At 61.4% G+C, this 19604-nt stretch carries 17 protein-coding genes; 12 read left to right on the top strand and 5 right to left on the bottom strand.

Translation table 11 applies throughout. The annotated features are described in order from the left end of the window. The first annotated feature begins 189 nt into the window (after positions 1-189). The 6 genes from DHV10_RS08600 (at position 190) to DHV10_RS08575 (ending at position 5720) form a co-directional block, all read left to right on the top strand. A complete protein-coding gene (locus DHV10_RS08600) occupies positions 190-552 on the top strand; it encodes a c-type cytochrome (RefSeq protein ID WP_109485947.1) in 363 nt (120 codons plus the stop codon). Between the two features lie 19 nt (positions 553-571). Beyond that, entirely contained in the window at positions 572-985 is a 414-nt protein-coding gene (locus DHV10_RS08595; RefSeq protein WP_109485946.1) for a hypothetical protein, read from the top strand. A 73-nt stretch (positions 986-1058) separates the two neighbouring features. After that, complete coding sequence (locus DHV10_RS08590) at positions 1059-3116, top strand: S9 family peptidase (RefSeq protein ID WP_109485945.1); 2058 nt, start codon at positions 1059-1061, stop codon at positions 3114-3116. Positions 3117-3335: 219 nt separating this feature from the next. Continuing rightward, on the top strand, positions 3336-4250 hold the full coding sequence (lipA, locus tag DHV10_RS08585; RefSeq protein WP_109485944.1) for a lipoyl synthase: 915 nt from the start codon (positions 3336-3338) through the stop codon (positions 4248-4250). Positions 4251-4305: 55 nt separating this feature from the next. Continuing rightward, positions 4306-4893, top strand: coding sequence for a ribosome recycling factor (gene frr, locus DHV10_RS08580; RefSeq protein WP_109485943.1), 588 nt, complete (start codon positions 4306-4308; stop codon positions 4891-4893). Between the two features lie 287 nt (positions 4894-5180). Beyond that, a complete protein-coding gene (locus DHV10_RS08575) occupies positions 5181-5720 on the top strand; it encodes a DinB family protein (protein WP_109486507.1) in 540 nt (179 codons plus the stop codon). 14 nt (positions 5721-5734) lie between these two features. Here the strand turns inward: DHV10_RS08575 and DHV10_RS08570 are convergent, their stop codons facing one another. Beyond that, positions 5735-6853 carry a glycoside hydrolase family 76 protein gene (locus DHV10_RS08570; RefSeq protein ID WP_162601339.1) on the bottom strand — a complete coding sequence of 373 codons (1119 nt, stop codon included), beginning with the start codon at positions 6851-6853 and terminating at the stop codon, positions 5735-5737. Position 6854: 1 nt separating this feature from the next. Further along, positions 6855-8009 carry a glycine cleavage system aminomethyltransferase GcvT gene (gcvT, locus tag DHV10_RS08565; RefSeq protein WP_109485941.1) on the bottom strand — a complete coding sequence of 385 codons (1155 nt, stop codon included), beginning with the start codon at positions 8007-8009 and terminating at the stop codon, positions 6855-6857. 117 nt (positions 8010-8126) lie between these two features. Between gcvT and DHV10_RS27005 the strand changes: the two genes are divergently transcribed. The 4 genes from DHV10_RS27005 to DHV10_RS08550 all read left to right on the top strand — a co-directional run bounded on the left by DHV10_RS27005 (position 8127) and on the right by DHV10_RS08550 (position 13972). Then, positions 8127-8300, top strand: a complete 174-nt coding sequence (locus DHV10_RS27005) for a hypothetical protein (protein WP_162601338.1) — start codon at positions 8127-8129, stop codon at positions 8298-8300. A 74-nt stretch (positions 8301-8374) separates the two neighbouring features. Further along, positions 8375-10174, top strand: a complete 1800-nt coding sequence (locus DHV10_RS08560; protein ID WP_109485940.1) for a hypothetical protein — start codon at positions 8375-8377, stop codon at positions 10172-10174. A gap of 185 nt (positions 10175-10359) precedes the next feature. Next, positions 10360-13389: a DUF2339 domain-containing protein gene (locus DHV10_RS08555; RefSeq protein ID WP_109485939.1), complete on the top strand. Its 3030-nt coding sequence runs from the start codon at positions 10360-10362 to the stop codon at positions 13387-13389. A gap of 16 nt (positions 13390-13405) precedes the next feature. After that, positions 13406-13972 (top strand): hypothetical protein, encoded by a 567-nt coding sequence (locus DHV10_RS08550; RefSeq protein ID WP_109485938.1) that lies wholly within the window; start codon positions 13406-13408, stop codon positions 13970-13972. 2 nt (positions 13973-13974) lie between these two features. Here the strand turns inward: DHV10_RS08550 and DHV10_RS08545 are convergent, their stop codons facing one another. After that, a complete protein-coding gene (locus tag DHV10_RS08545; RefSeq protein ID WP_162601336.1) occupies positions 13975-14391 on the bottom strand; it encodes a hypothetical protein in 417 nt (138 codons plus the stop codon). Positions 14392-14580: 189 nt separating this feature from the next. On the opposite strand from DHV10_RS08545, the gene DHV10_RS08540 reads away from it, so the two are divergent. Next, positions 14581-14892 carry a hypothetical protein gene (locus tag DHV10_RS08540; protein WP_109485936.1) on the top strand — a complete coding sequence of 104 codons (312 nt, stop codon included), beginning with the start codon at positions 14581-14583 and terminating at the stop codon, positions 14890-14892. A 224-nt stretch (positions 14893-15116) separates the two neighbouring features. Then, positions 15117-17060 (top strand): PP2C family protein-serine/threonine phosphatase, encoded by a 1944-nt coding sequence (locus tag DHV10_RS08535; protein WP_109485935.1) that lies wholly within the window; start codon positions 15117-15119, stop codon positions 17058-17060. A gap of 106 nt (positions 17061-17166) precedes the next feature. Here DHV10_RS08535 and DHV10_RS08530 read toward each other — a convergent pair whose 3' ends face one another. Further along, positions 17167-18264: a Rieske 2Fe-2S domain-containing protein gene (locus tag DHV10_RS08530; RefSeq protein ID WP_109485934.1), complete on the bottom strand. Its 1098-nt coding sequence runs from the start codon at positions 18262-18264 to the stop codon at positions 17167-17169. An 81-nt stretch (positions 18265-18345) separates the two neighbouring features. Beyond that, positions 18346-19365 (bottom strand): hypothetical protein, encoded by a 1020-nt coding sequence (locus DHV10_RS08525; protein WP_204101372.1) that lies wholly within the window; start codon positions 19363-19365, stop codon positions 18346-18348. Positions 19366-19604 lie beyond the last annotated feature (239 nt).

Here is a 19604-nt window from a genome sequence, read left to right as displayed (position 1 = left end):
CCTGACCGCGATGAACGGGGTGGCTACTGGCTACCGGCTACCGGCTACTGGCTACTGGCTACTGGCTACTGGCTACTGGCTACTGGCTACGAATCTCGCCGAACCCCGGACGCCCCACTGTGCTCCCCAACACACGTCTTTGTTCTCAAGCTCTTTCCCCCCATTCGCGGCTGTATCATCAGACCTGAGATGCGGATACGCTTTTCCAGCCTCCTCTTCGCTCTGCTCGTCTGCGCCGCCCCGTTCGTCGCCATCACCGGGTGCAAATCTCTCCCGCCCTCAAAGCCGTCTTCCGAGTGGACCCCCGAAGAAGCTCGCGGCGCGGCCGTCTTTCAGCAGGCCTGCGCCAAGTGCCACTACCCGACCTCAACGCATGGACTGCACGGACCCGGCCTCCAGGCCATCACGAAAGTCAGAGCCATGCCCTCCGGCGCGCCGCCCACGGATGAACGCCTCAGCGCCGTCATCCTCCACGGGCACGGCACCATGCCCGGCACCGCGCTCGACGACCAGCAAATGCGCGATCTTCTCGCTTATCTTCATTCGCTATGAGCGAAGAGCGATCTGAATCATGACCGACGAGCAATCCGGATCGAAACCGCCGGAGACCGGCGATCTTGCCTCCACTCCAACTCCGTACGCCGCGCCCCAGGCGAAGCTGCAGCTGATCGCGCTCCCCGGCCTGATCGCCATCTCTCTCTACCTTCTCTTGCTCTCCGTCGTCCTGGTCGTCGGAGCAGTCGGCGGACACTACCCGAAGCTCTTCCTGATTCTTCCCGTCTTCCTGCTCGCAGCCGCCGGCGGACTTCTGCTGCTCCTTCGCTGGGCCTGGGCCATGGCTCTATCCGCCGTCATTCTGCTTAGCGGATATCACCTCTGGCTGTTTGCGCATCTCCATCTCGCGCCGTCTCTCATCCAGGGACTGCTCAATCTCGTCTTCTTCCTCTATCTCATCCGCACGGAAGTCCGCGAAAAACTCCGCTGACGCCGTCCCACCCCATCAACACTCCGCCACATTCCGGTAGAGCCCTCGCAACCGCGAATGGTAATCTCGGCCCATGCTTTTCAAATTGGTGAAGTCTTCCCTCTGCCTCACTTTGGCCTTTGCCGCAATCCCTTCCATCCACGCCGCCGACACACCGAAAAAGCGCGACATCACCCTCGACGATCTCGCTAAATTCCAGCGCGTCAGCCCGCCCACCATCTCCCCTGACGGCGAATGGATCCTCTACACCGTCAGCCAGATCGATACGAAAGACGACAAAAGCGTCGGCCATCTCTGGATGGTGAAGTGGGATGGCTCTGTTCACCTGCAGCTCACCTACGGAAAAGAGGGTGCGTCGTCTCCGAAGTTCAGCCCCGATGGCCGCTACATCAGCTTCATGTCCTCACGCCCGGGCCCCGCGAAAGGCGATCAGGTCTGGGTCATGGACCGCCGTGGGGGCGAAGCCGAGCAGCTCACCAATGTCACCGACCAGAACATCGAAGGCTACTCGTGGTCGCCGGACTCGAAGAAGCTGCTCCTCACCCTTCATCCGAAAGCCGAACCCGATCCCGAGGAAGGCAAGCCGCCCGCGCCGCCCAAGCCCATCGTCATCGATCGCTACCACTTCAAGCAGGACATCCAGGGCTACCTGCGCAACGACGCCTACAACGCGCTCTACCTCTGGGACCTCTCCACAAAGAAAGCCGAGAAACTCACCAACGGCAAAAACGTAGATGAGAACGAAGCTCAGTGGTCGCCCGATGGCAAGTGGATCGCCTTCGAGAGCAATCAGGATCCCGACCCGGATCGCACCGACAACCCCGATATCTTTATCGTCGAGCCCAAAGCCGGATCAACCCCGAAGAAGCTCACCACCTGGACCGGCCCCGACGGGGGCCATCTCGCCTGGTCGCCCGACTCCCAATCCATTGCCTACACGCAGGGCGCAAAGATTGAACTCCTCGAGTACTCCCAGGCCAAGCCCGCGGTCGTGACCATCGATGGCAAGGTCAGCTATCCCGCCGCGAAGTTCGATCGAAGCGTCAGCCACCCCTACTTCACGCCGGACGGCCATCTCTCCTATCTCGTCGCCGACGACCGCAACGAATACCCCGCCGAAGTCGAGATGAACGGCAACGGCATCAAGCGCCTGCTTCCCGAACAGGGCACCGTCATGTCGCTCGATTCCGTCGCGGGCCACACGGCACTCCTCTATACCAACGACACAGCCCCGCCCGAGCTCTACGCCTTTGAGAACGGCGCCCTTCGCAAGCTCACCACGCACAACGACGCTCTCGTCGCCGAACTCAACCTCGTCTCCGCCGAAGACATCGCCGCCAAAGACAAAGAAGGCGTCGAGATCCACGGCCTGCTCACCAAGCCGGCCAACTACAAAGACGGCTCGCCCGTGCCGATGATCCTCTTCATCCACGGTGGACCCAACGGCCAGGACTCGCACGAGTTCGACTTCCTCCGTCAGTGGCTTGCCACCAAGGGCTACGCCGAACTCAACGTCAACTACCGTGGCAGCTCCGGCCGCGGACAGGACTTCGCCAAAGCCATCGCCGCCGACTGGGGCCACTACGAAGTCGAAGATCTCCTCGCCTGTGTCGACAAGGCAGTCGCGATGGGTGTCGCCGATCCCAACCGTCTCGCCGTCACCGGCTGGAGCTACGGCGGCATCCTCACCGACTACACCGTCGCCAGCACCGATCGCTTCAAAGCCGGAATCAGCGGAGCCGGCGTCGCCAACGCCATGTCCTTCTACGGCGTCGATCAGTACATCCAGCAATACGACAACGAAATCGGGCCGCCGTGGAAAAACCCGAAGCTCTACGAAAAGATCAGCTACCCCTTCCTCGAAATCGACAAGCGCGTCCACACACCCATGCTCTTCATGGGCGGCTCCTCCGATTTCAACGTGCCCCTCATCGGCGGCGAGCAGATGTACCAGGCCCTCAAATCCCTCGGCCGCCCAACGGAGCTCATCGTCTACCCCGGCCAGTTCCACGGCTTCACCCGCCCCAGCTATATCAAAGATCGCTACGAACGCTGGCTGGCCTGGTGGGACAAATACCTCAAACCCAACGCATCATCCTCACCCGCCCAACCCAACAAACAGGGTGAATAAGCTCGGGTGCCCCAGAGCTTGTCCTGAGCGGAGCCGAAGTGATCTCGTTTCGTTGGAGACCTGGGAACTACGAAAAGAAGACTGACAACTAGAATCACGGTGGGCGCCCCCGGTCCCTCGCAGTCGGGGACCGGGGCTGTTCCAAGGTGGCCAGACCTGGGACCTGAGAACTGAAGACTGACAACTGGCAACTGGCAACTCTCGTTACAATAAACCCAGATGGACCTCGTCCAGATCCAGCCCGCGCGCCGCACTCCTGCTCCCAAGCCCGACTGGCTCAAGGCCCGCGCTCCCGTAGGCGAAAACTACCACTCCCTCAAGCGCCTCGCCCGCTCTCTCGGCCTCCACACCGTCTGCGAAAGCGCTCAGTGCCCCAACATCGGCGAATGCTGGCACCACAAGACCGCGACCTTCATGATGCTCGGCAACCTCTGCACGCGCCGTTGCGGATTCTGCGCCGTGCCCAAGGGCCGCCCCGAGCCCATCGACTTGGACGAGCCGCGCCGCGTGGCTGAAGCGGTCGCCACCCTCGGCCTCGAACACGCCGTCATCACCAGCGTCAATCGCGACGACGACCTCATCGGTGGCGCGCGCATCTTCGCCATGGTCATTGAAGAGATTCGCCGCCAGGCGCCGGGCTGCCGCGTCGAAGTCCTCATCCCCGACTTTCAGGGCAATCGCGAAGCCATCCAGATCGTCGTCGATGCCAAGCCCGAGGTGCTGAACCACAACACCGAATCCGTCCCGCGCCTCTATCGCGCCGTGCGCTCCGGCGCCCGGTACGAACGCACCCTAGAACTCCTCCGCTACGCCAAAGAACTGAACCCAGCGGGCGTCACCAAGTCCGGAGTCATGGTCGGCCTCGGCGAAGAGACCCACGAACTTCTCTCCGTCTTCCGCGACCTCGCCGCCGTCCACTGCGACATCCTCACCATCGGCCAGTACCTGCGCCCCTCGCGCGACCACCTGCCCATGGCCCGCCTCTACACCCCGCGCGAATTCGCCGAGCTCAAAACCGAAGCCCTCCGCATGGGCTTCCGCCACGTCGAATCCGGCCCTCTCGTCCGCTCGAGCTACCACGCGCACGAACAAGCCGCGGCCACGGGCATCTCGTCCTCCGCAGCCCCCATGTAGGGTCTCCCCCAGGGTTTAGAATTACCGTTGGCAATTGATTCAATGGGGGTTGAAAATGGCTGCCTCGTTTATGTCGGGCAATGCAGCAACGAAATCACTCTACGCCGACCTGAAGCGTCGCATGGATCAGGCCGTCGCCGGCTTCCAGTCCAACCTCGCATCCACCCGCACCGGCCGCGCCAGCGCCCACATGCTCGACGCCATCAAGGTCGACTACTACGGCACACCCACGCCCATCACGCAGATGGCCCAGGTCTCCACGCCCGAGCCGCAGACCATCCTCATCCAGCCCTACGATCCCTCCATCGTCAAGGAAATCGAAAAGGCCATCCAGACATCCGATCTCGGTTTCAACCCGCTCTCGGACGGCAAACTCATCCGCGTTCCCGTTCCGCCCATGACTGAAGAGCGCCGCCGCGATGTCGTCAAGCACCTCAATCGCGTCCTCGAAGAGCACCGCACCGCCGTGCGCAACGTTCGCCGCGATGGCAATGACGCACTTAAGAAGCTCGCCAAGGAAAAGAAGATCAGCGAAGACGACGAGAAGCGCGCCACCGAAGAAGTGCAGAAGATGACTGACGAAGAGATCCGCCGCATGGAAGATCTCTCCCGCAGGAAAGAAGCCGAAGTGATGCAGGTCTGAACAGGCCGCACTTCGGACAAGAAGGATCGGGTGCCCCACATCTCCCGGCTTTTGGAGATGTGGGATATCAAAACCATCGCCGCCCGACCCCCTTCTCTTTTGAATCGAGCAACAATCCCACAACATCCGCCGGTGTCCCATCGAACACGCCGCCTTTGCGCGTTGGGTGGGAGACAAGAGGATCGGGTTCCCCACATCTCCCGCTTTTGGAGATGTGAGAGACAAAACCATCCAGGCCCGACCCTTTTCTTTTGCATCAAGCAAACATCGCGCAGCATCCCGTTCCTATGGCCCAAAACCTGTCCGAGACCGTCGCGCTCCTGGAGCGCACTCCCGCAGCTCTGAACGCACTCCTCCGCGATCTCCCTGAAGTCTGGACAAACCGCAACGAAGGCGAGGGCACCTTCACGGTTTCTGACGTCATCGGCCATCTCATCTTCGCGGACAAAGAAGACTGGCTGCCCCGCGCGCATCGCATCCTCGAGCACGGCGAATCCAAGGCGTTCGACAAGTTCGACCGCTGGGGTCATGTTGCAATCTGTCGCGGCAAGTCTCTGCCCGAGCTTCTCGACGACTTCTCTCGGATCCGCGCCGCATGCCTCGACGAGCTGCGCTCGCTCAATCTGGAGCCGGAGCAGCTCGACCTTCGCGGCAATCATCCCGCGCTCGGGGCCGTGACGCTCTCCGAACTTCTCGCAACGTGGGCCGCCCACGATCTGACGCACCTTCATCAGATCTCGCGCATCCTCGCCGGCAGCTATCGCGATGAGGTGGGCCCTTTCGCCGCGTTCCTCGGGGTACTTAAATGCAATGGCCACGGAGGATGATGGCCGGAAGCGTATCAGCGTGAGCCAACAGCAACTGCTGCCACCAGCGCATCCACACCCGAACTCTGCGTGCTCGCATTCACCTTCCCATACGGCGCGCTCCAGCTGGTCCCAATCTCGTACGCCGGCGGCTTCATTGCACTCCATACGCTCTCTGCATTTTTCAGAATGAAATCGCGATAGCTCGCGTTCGGCGCGGCCTGATCCAGCGCCGCCAGGTTCCGCATGAAGATTCCCTTGAACTGCGTTCCGTCTGCGCCGCAGTCTGGCTCGCACGGCTCGTGCAGAATGCCGTTCTTATCGATCAACACGGGATTCATCAGCGTCGCAGCCGCAATCGCATTCGCCTCATCCAGCAGCTTCGCGCTACGCGTCTGGCCATACAGTTCCGCAAGCCCACCCAGCACAACACCCTGGTTGTAGCTCCAGGTCGTCTTTCCGTTGTTGGCGCACTTTCCGTCCGCTCCAATCACAAGGCCGTCATTCACCTGGAGACCCGCGTTGATCATCCCGGTGTGCGCGAACCATTTCCACTCACGCTCTGCCCAATCGCGATAACGCGCCTTCTCCTTCTCGTCGCTGCTGCGTGCGGCCAGGTGCGCAGCTACGGACAGGAACAACTCATTCGCAATCGCGTTCTTGTACTTCCGCTCTTTGCTCCACCAGATCCCGCCCGAACACGTGTCGTCCCAACTCGCCGCCATGTCCGCGAAAATAGACTCCGCCATCGCGAGATACCGCTGCTCGTGCGTGACGTCGTATGCGCCGACCCACGCCAGGGCCCACCAGCCCTCGTCGTCGTAATAGTCGTTCAGAAAACCAGGGCTCGTTTTTTGCGCCGCCGCAAACACAACCGGAAACACTCCAGCGAACTGCCGGTCGCCCGTCGCCCGCGTGTAGTCGGCAAGCGTCGTGATCGCGTTCGCCGAGTTCCACCAGCCCGTGGTCCGATAGAGACCCGTTTTCGGCTCAAACCACGACTGCAGAGCCTTGATGGCAAGCGACGCTCGTTCCTGCGGCGACACCGGCGGTTCCCCGGTGCCAACTCGCTCCTGAGCGCACACTCGAGAGCCGACGCAGATTATGCACAGCAGCAGCACGAGGCCGCCGAGTAGTCTCCCCGCCTTCGTCACTCTACTTCTTCGCCCGTTTGTAGAACGGCAGCGGCACCTGCTTCGCGCGCACGCGGTTTCCCCGCACATCCACCAGCACGTCCGCTCCGCTCGTCGCAGCCGCCGTCTGCACCAGCGCCATCGCGATATTCGTTTTCAGAAACGGCGCCGGCGATCCAGAAGTGATCTGCCCGATCGGCTCACCCTCGAGCGAATACACCGCGTACCCATCGCGCCCGATCCCGCGCTCCACCATCTCGAGACCGATAATCTTCCGCTTCGGCCCGCCCTCTGCCTGCACCTTCGCCAGAGCCTCGCGCCCGATGAACTCACCCTTGTCCATCTTCAGCCAGCGTTCCAGCCCCGCCTCCAGCACGTTGATCTCGTCTGAAATCTCATGCCCATACAGGCTCATCCCGGCCTCGAGCCGCAGCGTATTGCGCGCGCCCAGTCCGCATGGCCTGATACCGTACGCCGCGCCAGCCTCCATCAGCGCATCCCACACCTTCACCGTCGTCGCTTCATCGCTGGGAATGTAGACCTCGAATCCGTCTTCGCCGCTGTAACCTGTGCGCGCAATCAGCACGTTGTGCACGCCCGCGACCTGTCCCCACGTGAACCAGTAATTCTTGATCGCGCTCAGATCCGTCTTTGTCAGCTTCTCCAGCGTCTCCTGCGCGCGCGGCCCCTGCACTGCAAGCTGCGAGTAGTAGCTCGAGTAGTCCGAGAGATGAATTCCCGGGTACCCGCCCACCTGCTGACGAATCCACGCGTAGTCCTTGTCCTTGGTGCCGGCGTTCACCACCAGCAGATAGTCGTTGTCGCCCAGCCGATGCACCAGAATGTCGTCGACAAATCCGCCCTGCGGGTTGAGCAACGCCGAGTAATGCGCCTGCCCATCCTTCAGCTTCGAAGCATCGTTCATCGTGATCCGCTGCACCGCCGCCAGCGATCCCGGCCCGCGAAACTGGATCTCCCCCATGTGGCTCACGTCAAACAGACCCACGGCGGTGCGCACCGCCATGTGTTCTGCAATCAGACCGCCGCCGTTCCCCGGGTACTCCACCGGCATGTCCCATCCGCCGAAGTCCACCATCTTCGCCTTCAGCGCGCGATGGGTTGCGTTCAATGCCGTCTTCTTCAATGCCGGTGCGACCGGTGCTGCTGGGGTGCTCATGACCTGTACCTCATTCCAAACTCTGCTATACCCTGCTAACGATAGGTTTCTCCAGGGTGCCGGGTCAAACCGGCGTCGCTCCACGTTTCCGGGCCATCAAAGCATCAGAAATCACGCATGAACCCCTTCCGCGGAATCCTCATGATCATTGCCGCCGCCATCGCCTTCTGGCGCGGCTGGCAGGTCCACACCGGCCGGTACGCATGGATGGCTTACGGGCTCGCCGTCCTCGCGCTTGCCCTCGCTGCCTGGCACTTTTTCAGCGCAAGGCGGCCAGCAACCCGCCTGTGACCGCGCTCCAACATTCCCGATAACCGACTGCGGCACGAAGGGCATCCAAACCAGAGCCTTTGTCTCTGTTCAGCATGAAGAACGCTGCCGAACTTCCCGCTTCGATCGCATCCCGCGCCGCTTTCAGCCCGCAGGAGATCTGGCGTTCAACGAGACTCTGGTTCATTCCCTACATCTTCGTCGCACTCGGCGCGATCTTTTATCTGCCGCGGCTTCTACCGCCCACGTCGCCCACCGCATCGGACTCCTATCTCTTCGGCTACAACAACCGCATCGGAATCCTTCTGCTCTTGTTCTTCGTCGCGCTGGGAGTTGTGCTCACCCGCGGCTTCCGTTTAGGTGGAACCAGCAACTCACTCGCCGATCGGCGGCTGCCCCGCTGGATCCTTGCGGCCTCCTTTCTTATCATCGCGCTCGGATGCGCCGCAATGTACGCGCTCGCCGGTCGCTACCACGGCTTTGGAGAATCCTTCTACCTCATCGATCGCATTGCTCTGCTCGACCAGGGCCGCACGCCCTATCGCGACTTCGAATTCGTCTACGGCCCTGCGCAGCTTTACGGGCCGCTCTTCCTCCATCGCCTTCTACCGCTGAGTATTGCCGATGCTTACTACCTCTTCTGGGCACTTAGCTATCTGCTCGGCGCGTTCCTGCTTTTCAAAACGATCGACGAACTTACCTTCCCCACTCCCGCAAAGTCCGCCGTATTCGCCCTGCTCTACTTCGCCGGTCTCTTCGCCATCGTTCGCATGGGGACGAACTACACGTTCCTGCGCTATGCGCTCCCTCTTTACCTCGTCGTGAAGCTGAACGCGCGTTTCCGCGACACCCGAGCGCCGCGCCTTGTCTCAGACGTGCTCGTCTGTGCCGCGTATTGCACGCTCCTGGTTCTCTTCTCGCCCGAAACCGCCGTCGCCTTTGCTTTTGCCAGCGGCTGCATGGTTCTTTTCTGCCGCTCGATCCCGCTCTCCCGGAAAGCCGTTATCGCGGCTCTGCTCATCGTCGCCTACGCCGTCATCTTCGCCGCCGCCCTTAAGCTCCATATCCTCGATGCCATGCTCGCCGACGGCGGCGGAGCCATCAGCTTCCCCATCGTTCCCGGCCTCACCATCCTCGTCTACTTCGCCGCTCTCTTCATCACGGCGTGCTGGCTCTACCGCTGCTTGGTCAGCCGCACCCCTGACGACCCGACACTCGGCCTTCTCTTCTACTCTGTCCCCATGATCGCCGCCGCTCTTGGGCGCTGCGACCCCAGCCACGTCTTCTGGAACGGGCTCGCCACTTTTCTCGCCAGCCTTCTCTACATCTCTCTCTTCAGAAGAGCCTGGCCTATCTACGCGACTGCGTTTATGCTCTGCGTCTTCGTCGCTCCGAATCTTTCCGAGCTCTACCTCTTCTTCCCACAACTTCGCTCTGCCCACGACCTCAACAACCATCCGAAAGCCCGGCCCACCGACAGCCAGATCAATGCATTTCTCGCTAGCTGGCCCGGCAGCTACGTCGCCCCATTCGGATTCCGCCCAGACGGCTTCGGCACCATCCACTCTCCTCGCATTGAATACGGCGCCTATGAAGACCTCATCGACGTGAGCACCCCTCACTCTGTTCAACGAAAGGTCTCCGAGCTGCGTGCAGATCCAACGCGCGCCCTCATCCTCCCCTACCGCTACGACGAGTACTGCATCACCCACCTTGGATCAGAAAAGAGCTATCTCTCTGTGCTCCTGCTCTCCCCCTACATCGGCAAGGTCGCCCACCGCGACTTCGCGCGCCAGCCCATCTGCCGCTACATCGACGACCACTACCAGGTGCTCATCGAGCCCTCCGGAGCAACCTGGTCCTACGGCATCTGGATCCCTTCCGCCAATCGCTGAGTTCTATTTCTATCGCTCGTAAGATTCTGGTCCCGCATCGATCCCAACTGAGAACTGAAGACTGACAACTGGCAACTGGCAACTGGCAACTGGTAGCTGGAAGCTGCTTTTCCCGATCACTGCCGGAACTGTCACAGCTCCACGTGTCCGTGTTTGCTAACCTCCTATCATTCCAACCATTGCTTATGGAACTCTTTCTGATCGCCGTTGTTGCCGTCGCTCTCATCATCCTCTGGAACCGCACCGGGGCTGCCCTCGACCGCACACGCAGCACCATCGATCGTCTCCAGAGCGAGATCGACTTCCTGCGCTCGCAACTCGCCGCACTCGCCAGAAACACAACCAGATCAGAAGAGCCGAAACCAGCCGCCCAGCCCGCCGCTCAGACGCCGCCTGCCGCCGCCCCCGCACCTCCGCAGCCTGCTCCGCAACAATCAGTTCACTCCGCTCCGGCCCCGCTCGCGCCTTTCACTCCGCCCGTCACGCCCAGGGCCCCCGAGCCACCGCCGGCTCAAACGCCGCCGGTTCAGCAGCCGCTTCCGTCATACGCTCCACAGCCACAGCCCGGACCATCTCGCCCTCAGCCCGAACCCGCCCGTGCCCACCTGGCCTCACTTGAACAAACGCTCGGTGCCAACTGGCTCGGCAAGATCGGGGTCGCCAGCCTCGTCATCGGAATCGCCTCGTTCCTCGCGTGGAAACTGCAGACCTGGGGCCCCGGCGGCAAAGTCTTCTGCGGATTCGCAGTCAGCCTGCTCCTTCTCGGCGGAGGCATCTGGCTCGAACGCAAACCCACTTACCGCCTCTTCGCCCGCGCAGGCATTGGCGGCGGCTGGGCCCTCGCCTACTTCACCACCTTCGCGGCCTACCACCTGCAGGCGGCGCGCGTTCTCAGCTCACTACCTGTCGATCTCGTCCTCATGCTCCTCGTCGCCGCGGGAATGGTCGGCCACTCGCTCCTCTACCGCTCGCAGACCGTCACGTCGCTCGCCTTCCTCCTCGGCTTCGGAACTCTCCTCACCAGCCATATTGAGAACCCCACCGAAACCGTTGTCTTCTCGCTCGCCGCCAGCGCCATCCTCGCCATCGCACTTGTGGTCGTCACCACGATCCGACACTGGGCTCAACTCGAGCTCTGCGGCCTGATCGCCGTCTACATCAGCCACTTCGTCTGGCTCAATGAAGTTCTTCCGCAGAACCACGCCGAGTTCGCCCAGTTCTGGCCATCCACGACGCTCATCCTGCTTTACTGGCTCATCTTCCGTCTCGCCTACGTCCTGCGCACTCCGCTCGACAGGCGCGAAGAAGACTTCTCCAGCGTCTCCGCGATCCTCAACTCCGCTGGCGTCCTTGGCCTTCTGAAATTCCAATCGGCACATCCCGAGTGGGCCTTCTGGGCGCTCCTCGTCCTCGGCGCCATCGAGATGTCGCTGGCATGGTGGTCGCGCTCCAAACGCCGTCAGGCGTTTGTCGTCCTCTCGACCATCGCCGTCGTTCTGCTCGTCTCCGCCGTACCCTTCCGCTTTCACGGAGTCAGCTGGCCCGTGCTCTGGCTCATTCAGGCTCAGGTTCTCGCCATTGCCGGCCTTCGTCTTGGCGAACCGATCTTCCGACGCCTCGGCCTAATCGTTGGACTCATCACCGGCGCCGTCCTCGCCCTGCACGACGTGATGCCGCTCGCTTTCGAGCGCCTCGTCTCGTCTGATACCGGCACACACTGGTCGCTGACCGCAGGTCTGGCACTCGCTGCCGTCCTCTACTGGACGCACGCAGAGATCTATCCCCGCCGCTGGCCCGCGATCGCAACCCATCCGCTCGAGGCCATCGCTTTACTCATCTCCAGTTGGCTCGCCCTCGGCGCAGCCGCCACCAGCCTCTGGGTCGCCATCCCCGCCGCCTGGCTCCCAGTCGCCTGGCTACTTCTCGTGCTTGTCATCGGCCTCGCCGCCGACCGGTTCTCAATCGCAAGACTCACCCTGGAAGCCGACGCCCTCGCCGTCGCCGCGCTCCTCGCCATCGTCTACTGCGACCTGCCGCACGACAACTGGGCTCATCGCACTCCGCTCCTCATCTCCGTCGCGCTCCTCTACTGCGGAATGCTCCGCAAGACCAGCGCCGGATCCCGCAACTATGCCGCCGCAGCCTACTCCTGGGCTTCCGCCGCTCTCCTCCCGTTCGTCACCTGGAACTTCCTCGAGCATCACCAGCAGTGGATCGCCATCACCCTCGTCGCGGAGAGCATCGCCCTTTTCGAGATCGGCCGCTTCACCCGCAAGAACTTCCTTCGCTGGCAAGGCTACGCCCTCATCGCGATCGCCTACTCCGTCTACATAACCTCTGACCTTCCTCTGGCCGTTTTCCAATTCCCCAATCCACCGCTCGATCGCAACTTCACTCTCGTCGGCTCCAATCTCCTTTCTGTGCTCATCCTTCTCGCTGCCGGCTACTGGTTCTACGAGCGCACCCGCACGGGCGAACCCGCCACCAGTACGGAACGCGTCTTCGGACTGCTCGGGAGCTGCGCCGGTCTCTTCTGTCTCATTGTCTGGACCGGAGTACGTCTTCCCATCTACTTCTCTGCCGGCGAAGTCTGGATCGCCACGCTCTGGGCCGCATTCGCAACGAGCCTCCTCGCAATCGCATGGCTCACCCATCGCCGGCTCTTTCTCTTTCAGGCAATTGCCCTCGCTCTCGCCGCCGTTCTTCGCGCTCTCCTCTTCGACCTCGCAGGCAACAATCGCGACGGCTTCTGGCACGGCCCGCTCTTCCATGCCTCGATCACCGCGCTCATTCTGCTTGCGGCACTCCCGTTCGCCTTCAAAATGCGCGATCCGCAATTCTGGAGCGGAAGCTCTCTTCAATCCATCGAGCCCATGACCCGTCTTATCCGCTCTCCCGAGCAGGGTTTCTTCTTCTCCGCTTTCGGACTCATGATCATCGCCCTCGCCGCCAAACTCACCTCCGGCCACATCACCATCGCCTGGAGCCTTCTCGGTCTCGGCACATTCCTCTTCGCTCTCGCGGTCGGCGAACGCAGCTTCCGGCTTGCCGGCCTCGGTCTTCTCCTCGTCAGCATCTCCAAGATCGTCCTCATCGACATCTGGCAGCTCTCCACCCCCGACCGCTTCATGACGCTCATCATCCTCGGGGCCGCACTCATCGCGGTATCCTTCCTCTACACCCGCTTCAGCTCCACGATCCGCAAATACCTCTAGGAGACCGCTCCCTCTCATGGAGTTCACCTACACTCTGACGGAAGACGATTACCTGAAGGCCGCCGCCATCAAGTTAGCTCGACCCACCGGGCATCCATGGTCGCGAATCCTGTCCGTGACTTACATCGTTTTGCTCTATCTGAGCGTCGGAGTCATCGTTGCGACAGGAAGAATATTGGAGTGGTTCGATCTGACCGGAGATAAGCTCGGCAACCTGCCGATCGGCGACTTACTCGCCTCCTCAATCATGCCGACGGCGATCCTGCCACTCGGCATTCTTATTCTTTTCAGAGCTGTCACGTATCTACCCAATCGCCGGCTTCGACGGGAACAGTTCAGAAGCTGTATCGGATGCACTGCGACAACCACCGCAGTCTTTTCTCTGGAATCGGTTGCATTTAGGTCCGAGGCAGGATTCTCGCAATCAGCGTGGAAGTGTTTCGCCAGATGGAAATCTCAAGAGGGACTTCTTGTCATCGCGAACCACGCCGGTACTCGACATATCGTCAAGGTCGCCGGACTGGACCAGGCACAACTAACTGAACTGATGGAGATCCTGGCGGCCGCTTTACCCCAAAGGTAGTTCTATCCTCGTCTCCGCGCCCGCCAGAACGAACTCACCCCGAGGTACAGGAACACCGCAATCACCACCGCCGACGAGAGAAACGTCCGGTGATCCGGCCCGTGCTGCCAGCTCTCCCGCGTCCTCCACAACACCGGCATAAACACCACGACCGGAAGCAGAAAGAACACGCTGACCACTTCGAGCAAGATCTTGCCACCCACTCTCTTGAATGGCTGAAAGAATCCCGAAACGCCTCGTCCCACATTCCGCGTCGCCTGCCCCGCGGCGCGTCCTCGCCCCTGTGCTCCTGGCGCGGCACTCGGTTGTACGCGCGCAGTCGTGCCTTGCGCATCCTCGCCCATGATGGCCTGTCCCGCCATCCGGCCCGCCACGCGCAGCCCGATCCCAAGCACCCGTCCAATCGTCTGTGGTCTCACTTCAATACCACCCCAGCAACGAAGACCCGCTGGGGGCCCGGATATGATGGTAGCAGCGGCGGACATCTCCTCGCCTCCTTGCATCCAACGCAAGATGCCAGTTGCCGGAGTGCCGCTCGCCAAGTAAGGTTGTTAAATCACTTGCCGAACCTGCGCTCTCCCCACCGCTGGTAGCTGCCGGAGGAAAACGTGACATCTCGCCTGCGCGAACTGATCCAACAACTCGGTGAAGCCATCCATGAGTCCGTCATCGAAAGCGAACAGATCGCCGGCGTTGTCCAAGACATCCGCAAGCACGGTTTCGACGTACTTCTCATGCTCGAGGCGACAATCGGCCTCAACGAAGTGAAAGAAGGCGAGAACGCCGAAGCCACTGAGACGGCCGAAGACGGCACCAAGTTCACCAAGAACGACGTGAACTTCCTCCGTTCCCTGCGCATCTCCATCGAGGGCGAAGACGCAGACCTCTCCGACTCCACCGACGAGCCCCAGGCCAGCTAAAGCCGCCACTGAGATTCCGCCAATCCACTCCGTCAAGAGCTGAGCTGTGATCGCGCTGTGCCCCGTTCATCGCAAGGTCCATCGCGATGAGCGGGCGTCCGCAATCCGCACCGATCCTCGATGGTTGTCGGCAGCTGACAACTGAAGACTGACAACTGACGACTGCTCTCGAAACCTTCTCCCGCGCCGACGCTCCGACCAAGTACCATGTTCTCGGCGCCCCCATGAGAAAGCTTCCCCTCCTCATCCTCCTGATCCCGCTTTGTCTGTACCTCAGGCTCAGCGCTCAGGAACCCGCGCCTAATTCCGACGACCCCAACCTCATCGACCGCCCTCACGCTCAGGACTGGATCACCGACGTCGACCCCGCATGGCTCGTTCGCGAAGGCAACGACCCCGCCTGGTCTTCTTCATCTTTCGACGACTCGCAATGGGAAACCGTCCGTCTCGACGACCTCGGAGCCGCCGAATCCGGTGAGCGCTGGTTCCGCCGCCACCTCAAACTCCATGACAACCATCCCGAACTCAGGCTGCTCATCCAGGGCGGCATCGGCACCTACACGCTCTACCTGAACGGAAATCAACTCCCAGGCCCGGAGATCCTCTCCAGCCTGCAGGTGAATCGCCCAGCCGAGCGGGTTTTCACCATCCAAGAGGGACCGACCGACGTTGTCATCGCATTGCGCACCCGCATCCCCACCGGCTACGCGGCCTGGCGCTTCCCGCAGTTCATGTCCGTCAACATCGGCACTCCCGACGCGATCGAGACCGAGCGCCAGTCGATGTACCACGACCGGACCTCCTACGCCATACCCGCACTCGTCATCAACGCGCTGATCGCCTTCGCCGGACTCGCCCTCTTCGCCCTCTACTCCCGCCAGCGCGGCCACACAGAATACTTCTGGCTCGGCCTATACTTCCTGCTCGTCGGCACCATCGACGTCATCTACTATCTCCAGCACTCCGGCTTCGTTCCTCTCGTCTGGAATGTGGGTCTCGCAGATCCAGTCATCTACGCGGCCATCATCACCCAGACACGTTTCACCTTCGCCTTCGGAGGCCATCGACTCGGGCGTCTCTGGAACATCTTCCAGAACCTGCTGATCATTCCCGCGGCATTCCCGTGGCTCGTCTGGTTTGGAAGCGTCAAATCGCAGACCTACATGATCATCGAGCCTCTGATCATCCTTCCGGTCGCGATCCTTCTCCCCATCCTGCTCTTCATCTGGTACCGCCGCGGCAACCGCGAAGCCGGCTGGCTCGTACTCCCCAGCCTTCTTCCTCCCATCACCCTCGCCCTCTATGACCTAGGCAGCGCATCGATCTACTTCGGCCTGAGCCGCTTTGAATTTCTCGTCAACACCATCAACATCGGCCCCGTCGAGCTCGAGCCCAACGACCTCGGCAATCTTCTCTTCCTCCTCAGCAGCCTCATCGTCATCTTCTTCCGCTTCTCCCGCGTCGCGCACGATCAGGCGCGATCTGCCGCCGATTTCGCCGCCGCGCGCGAAATCCAGCAGCAGCTCATCCCCGCCTCTCTCCCCACCCTTCCCGGACTCCACATCGAAGCCGCTTACATCCCCGCCGAAGAAGTCGCCGGAGACTTTTATCAGGTGATCGAGCAGCCCGGCGGCTCCGCGCTCATTGTTATCGGGGACGTGAGCGGAAAGGGTCTGAAGGCGGCCATGACCGGGACTCTCGCCATCGGCGCGCTGCGCACTCTTGCAGTTGAGAATCTTGCGCCGGCCGAACTTCTGCGCCGCCTCAACCGCCAGATCTGCGAGGCGAAAAATGGCGGCTTCATCACCTGCTGCTGCGCGCGCATCGATTCCGAAGGCGCCATCACGCTCGCCAACGCCGGTCACCTCTCGCCTTACTCAGGCGGCGTCGAAATCGAAGTACCCTCCGGCTTGCCGCTCGGCCTGGTCCCCAACGTGGATTATGAAGAGAGTCACTTCAATCTCGCGCCTTCGCGCACGCTGACTCTCGTATCGGACGGCATCGTCGAAGCTTCCGACTCCTCAGGCCAGCTCTACGGTTTTGAACGCACGCGAGCGATCAGCACGCAATCCGCTGCCGCGATTGCTGCCGCCGCGAAGGCCTTCGGCCAGGAAGATGACATCACCGTCCTCACCGTAGCTCGAGTCACCGTCCCAATCCCAGCCTGACGACAACTCTCGAACTGGAACGAAGCGCTACTGGCTACTGGCTACTGGCTACTGGCTACTGGCTAGAAGCTACTGACAACTGATGACTGGCGACTGAAAACTGCCTTCAGCTTCTCCAGTGCAGCTCCACCGCTCCGTCCAGCGGATGCTTCCCCGTCCCCTCGAGCCTTGCCTGCTTCAGCGCGAAGTACCACTTGGCCGGCTTGTCTGCATCGTCGATCAACATCAGGCTCGGATTGTGCTTCAATCCCTCGGCCTGCTGAATCATCGTCTCCTGATCCTGCCGCACAAACTTCGCGCCGAAGAACTTCGCAATCGGCTTCAAAAACGGAACCCAGTAGAAAACATTCCACGCTGCAATCACGTCAATCCTGCACGTCGAAGCTGTCACGGGAGTCACCGTGGTCAACGACGAAAACCACTTGTCTCCCGCGCGAATGATCTCCGTCCTTCGATTCGGCAGTACGAAGTCAATCGTTGTCTCCACCTTCTCCCCATATACGCCCAGCAACTTATACGGAGCCGAGTTCGCGCTCGGCGCATGCGCGCTCATTCTGAACCCTTCCGCGATCGGTTCGAACTTCTTCGTCTTCTCTCGAATGCTCCCGCGCGTCCGCCACCACCATGCCTGGTGCACAAACGGCCCATGCGCCGGGTCCATCAATCCAATAATCCCGTGATCCACATTGCAAGGCAGATCCGCCGTCAGAAACGCTGTCCTGTATCGCGGCCCGAACTTCGCCAGCTCCGGCACCGCCCTCAGTTCCGTCCCCTGCGCTTTCTTTCCGCTTCCCGGCCCGGGCACGTACACCCACGCGTGCCCATCCCGCTCCTCGCATGGATAGGCGCTCGCATAAATCCTTGTCGCATCGAGATGATCGTGGCTCGACAGCGAAGGAATCAGCTCGCAACGCCCGCTGCACGGCTCAAACTCCCAACCGTGATACCGGCACGTCACGCGATTCCCGTCGAACGAGCCCACGCTCAGCGGAATTCCCCGGTGCGGACAGCTGTCGCGCATCGCAAACACCCGCCCGTCGTTCCGCCTTCCCACCACCAGCGGAATCCCCAGCAGCATCGCCGTCGCCAGCTTGCCCTTCTTCAACTGATCCGTACGCAGCGCCGGATACCAGTCGTCGTAGATCAGCGTCGCGCTTGGCCCCTGAATCGGAACCCCAGCTTCACTTGTTGTTAGCAGCGGCATTCCGCTCCACGATAGCAGCGCACCTCCACAAAGAAGAAGAGCGGCCATCGCGGCCGCCCTTCTGATGTACGCTTGCCTCGCTTAATACGAGAGCACGCACCCGCCCGCGCCGCTGTTGAACGCGTTGCTCCACAGCGACTGCACCGGGAACGTCCCCGTCGAAAACTTCACGTCAGCCGACGCGCCCTGACCCGACGAGATCCACGCGCACTTGTCGCCATTCTCCGCGCCGCCCGAGTCCAGCCATCCTCCATTCGGGAACTGATCTGTCGCTGTCTCTGCCATCTCGTGCCCTTCAACAATCGTGATCCCAGCCTTCGATCCCAGCCCGTTGAAGTTCGCGCCGCAGCTCGCGCCCGCGTCGGTGATGTACGGCAGATTCGTGTATGCGATGTTGCCGGCGCTCGAACTCGTCGAGCTGTGCCACGCGCAGTACTGACTCCCAAACCCGCTCGCGTTGTGTCCATGCGAGGTCGCAATCACATATTGCACGCTCGCGTTCTTCGATGACGTCGTATTCCCGAAAAACTGCGCCGCGCGCACCGCTTCAGCCGCAAGCTGCGACTGCGTGGGATGCGACGGCGCCGCCGCTGCATTGTCATACCAGGCGGCGACAAAGATCCCGCTCGGATTCCCAGCCTTCGTCCCCGAAGTGCCGCAGGTATAGGTTCCCGTTGCCACGCCCTGGCAATACTGTGTCACCGAGTTGAACCACGAGGTGCCGCCCACTCCCTTGAAGAAGCTCACCAGCAGGCTTTCCTCGCCGCTCGGATCGTTGCTGTTCCACTGCGATCCCCAGAGCACCAGATAGACCTTCGGCGCGGTCTCCACGCCGATTCCTCCAACACCACCGTGATAGTACAAGTCATTCGATGTGCTTGCCTGATGCGGCTTCGCCTCGCCGCGCGCCTGCTCCGACGCCTCCTTGGTCGGATGAATCATCACCGGCGGCATGCCGCTTTCAATCTGATGCCAGCCGCCCGCGGCCTTGCCGTGGCTCGCATCGCTCTGCGCCATCGCAGGTGAAGCTGCAAGCGCCATGGCACAGACACAGCTGAAAATTGGCAATACGAGTTTTGGAGCAAGAGAGCACTTACTCATGGGGGAATCCTCCTCGAGATGTTGTCGGTTGACTGCTCTGGGGAATTACGATCCGGGACTTTCCAGTCGGGCCGCAAACTGCGCCGGTAACCCTTACCACCGGTCGATCGTGAATTGTTGTCGAGACTAGCCCGGCTCTTCGCAATCCGTCAAGTCGCCCCAGATCCCGAGGCGGCAAGACTTCCCTGCTCGCTCTCAGAACAAACCACTTATCCAATTGAAGCGCTTTCCACGCTTCG

Origin of the sequence: Occallatibacter savannae, assembly GCF_003131205.1 — a bacterium.
Classification (GTDB): Bacteria; Acidobacteriota; Terriglobia; order Terriglobales; family Acidobacteriaceae; genus Telmatobacter; species Telmatobacter savannae.
The sequence above is the reverse complement of the archived record's forward strand: the minus strand, read 5'-3'. Positions and strand labels throughout refer to the sequence as shown.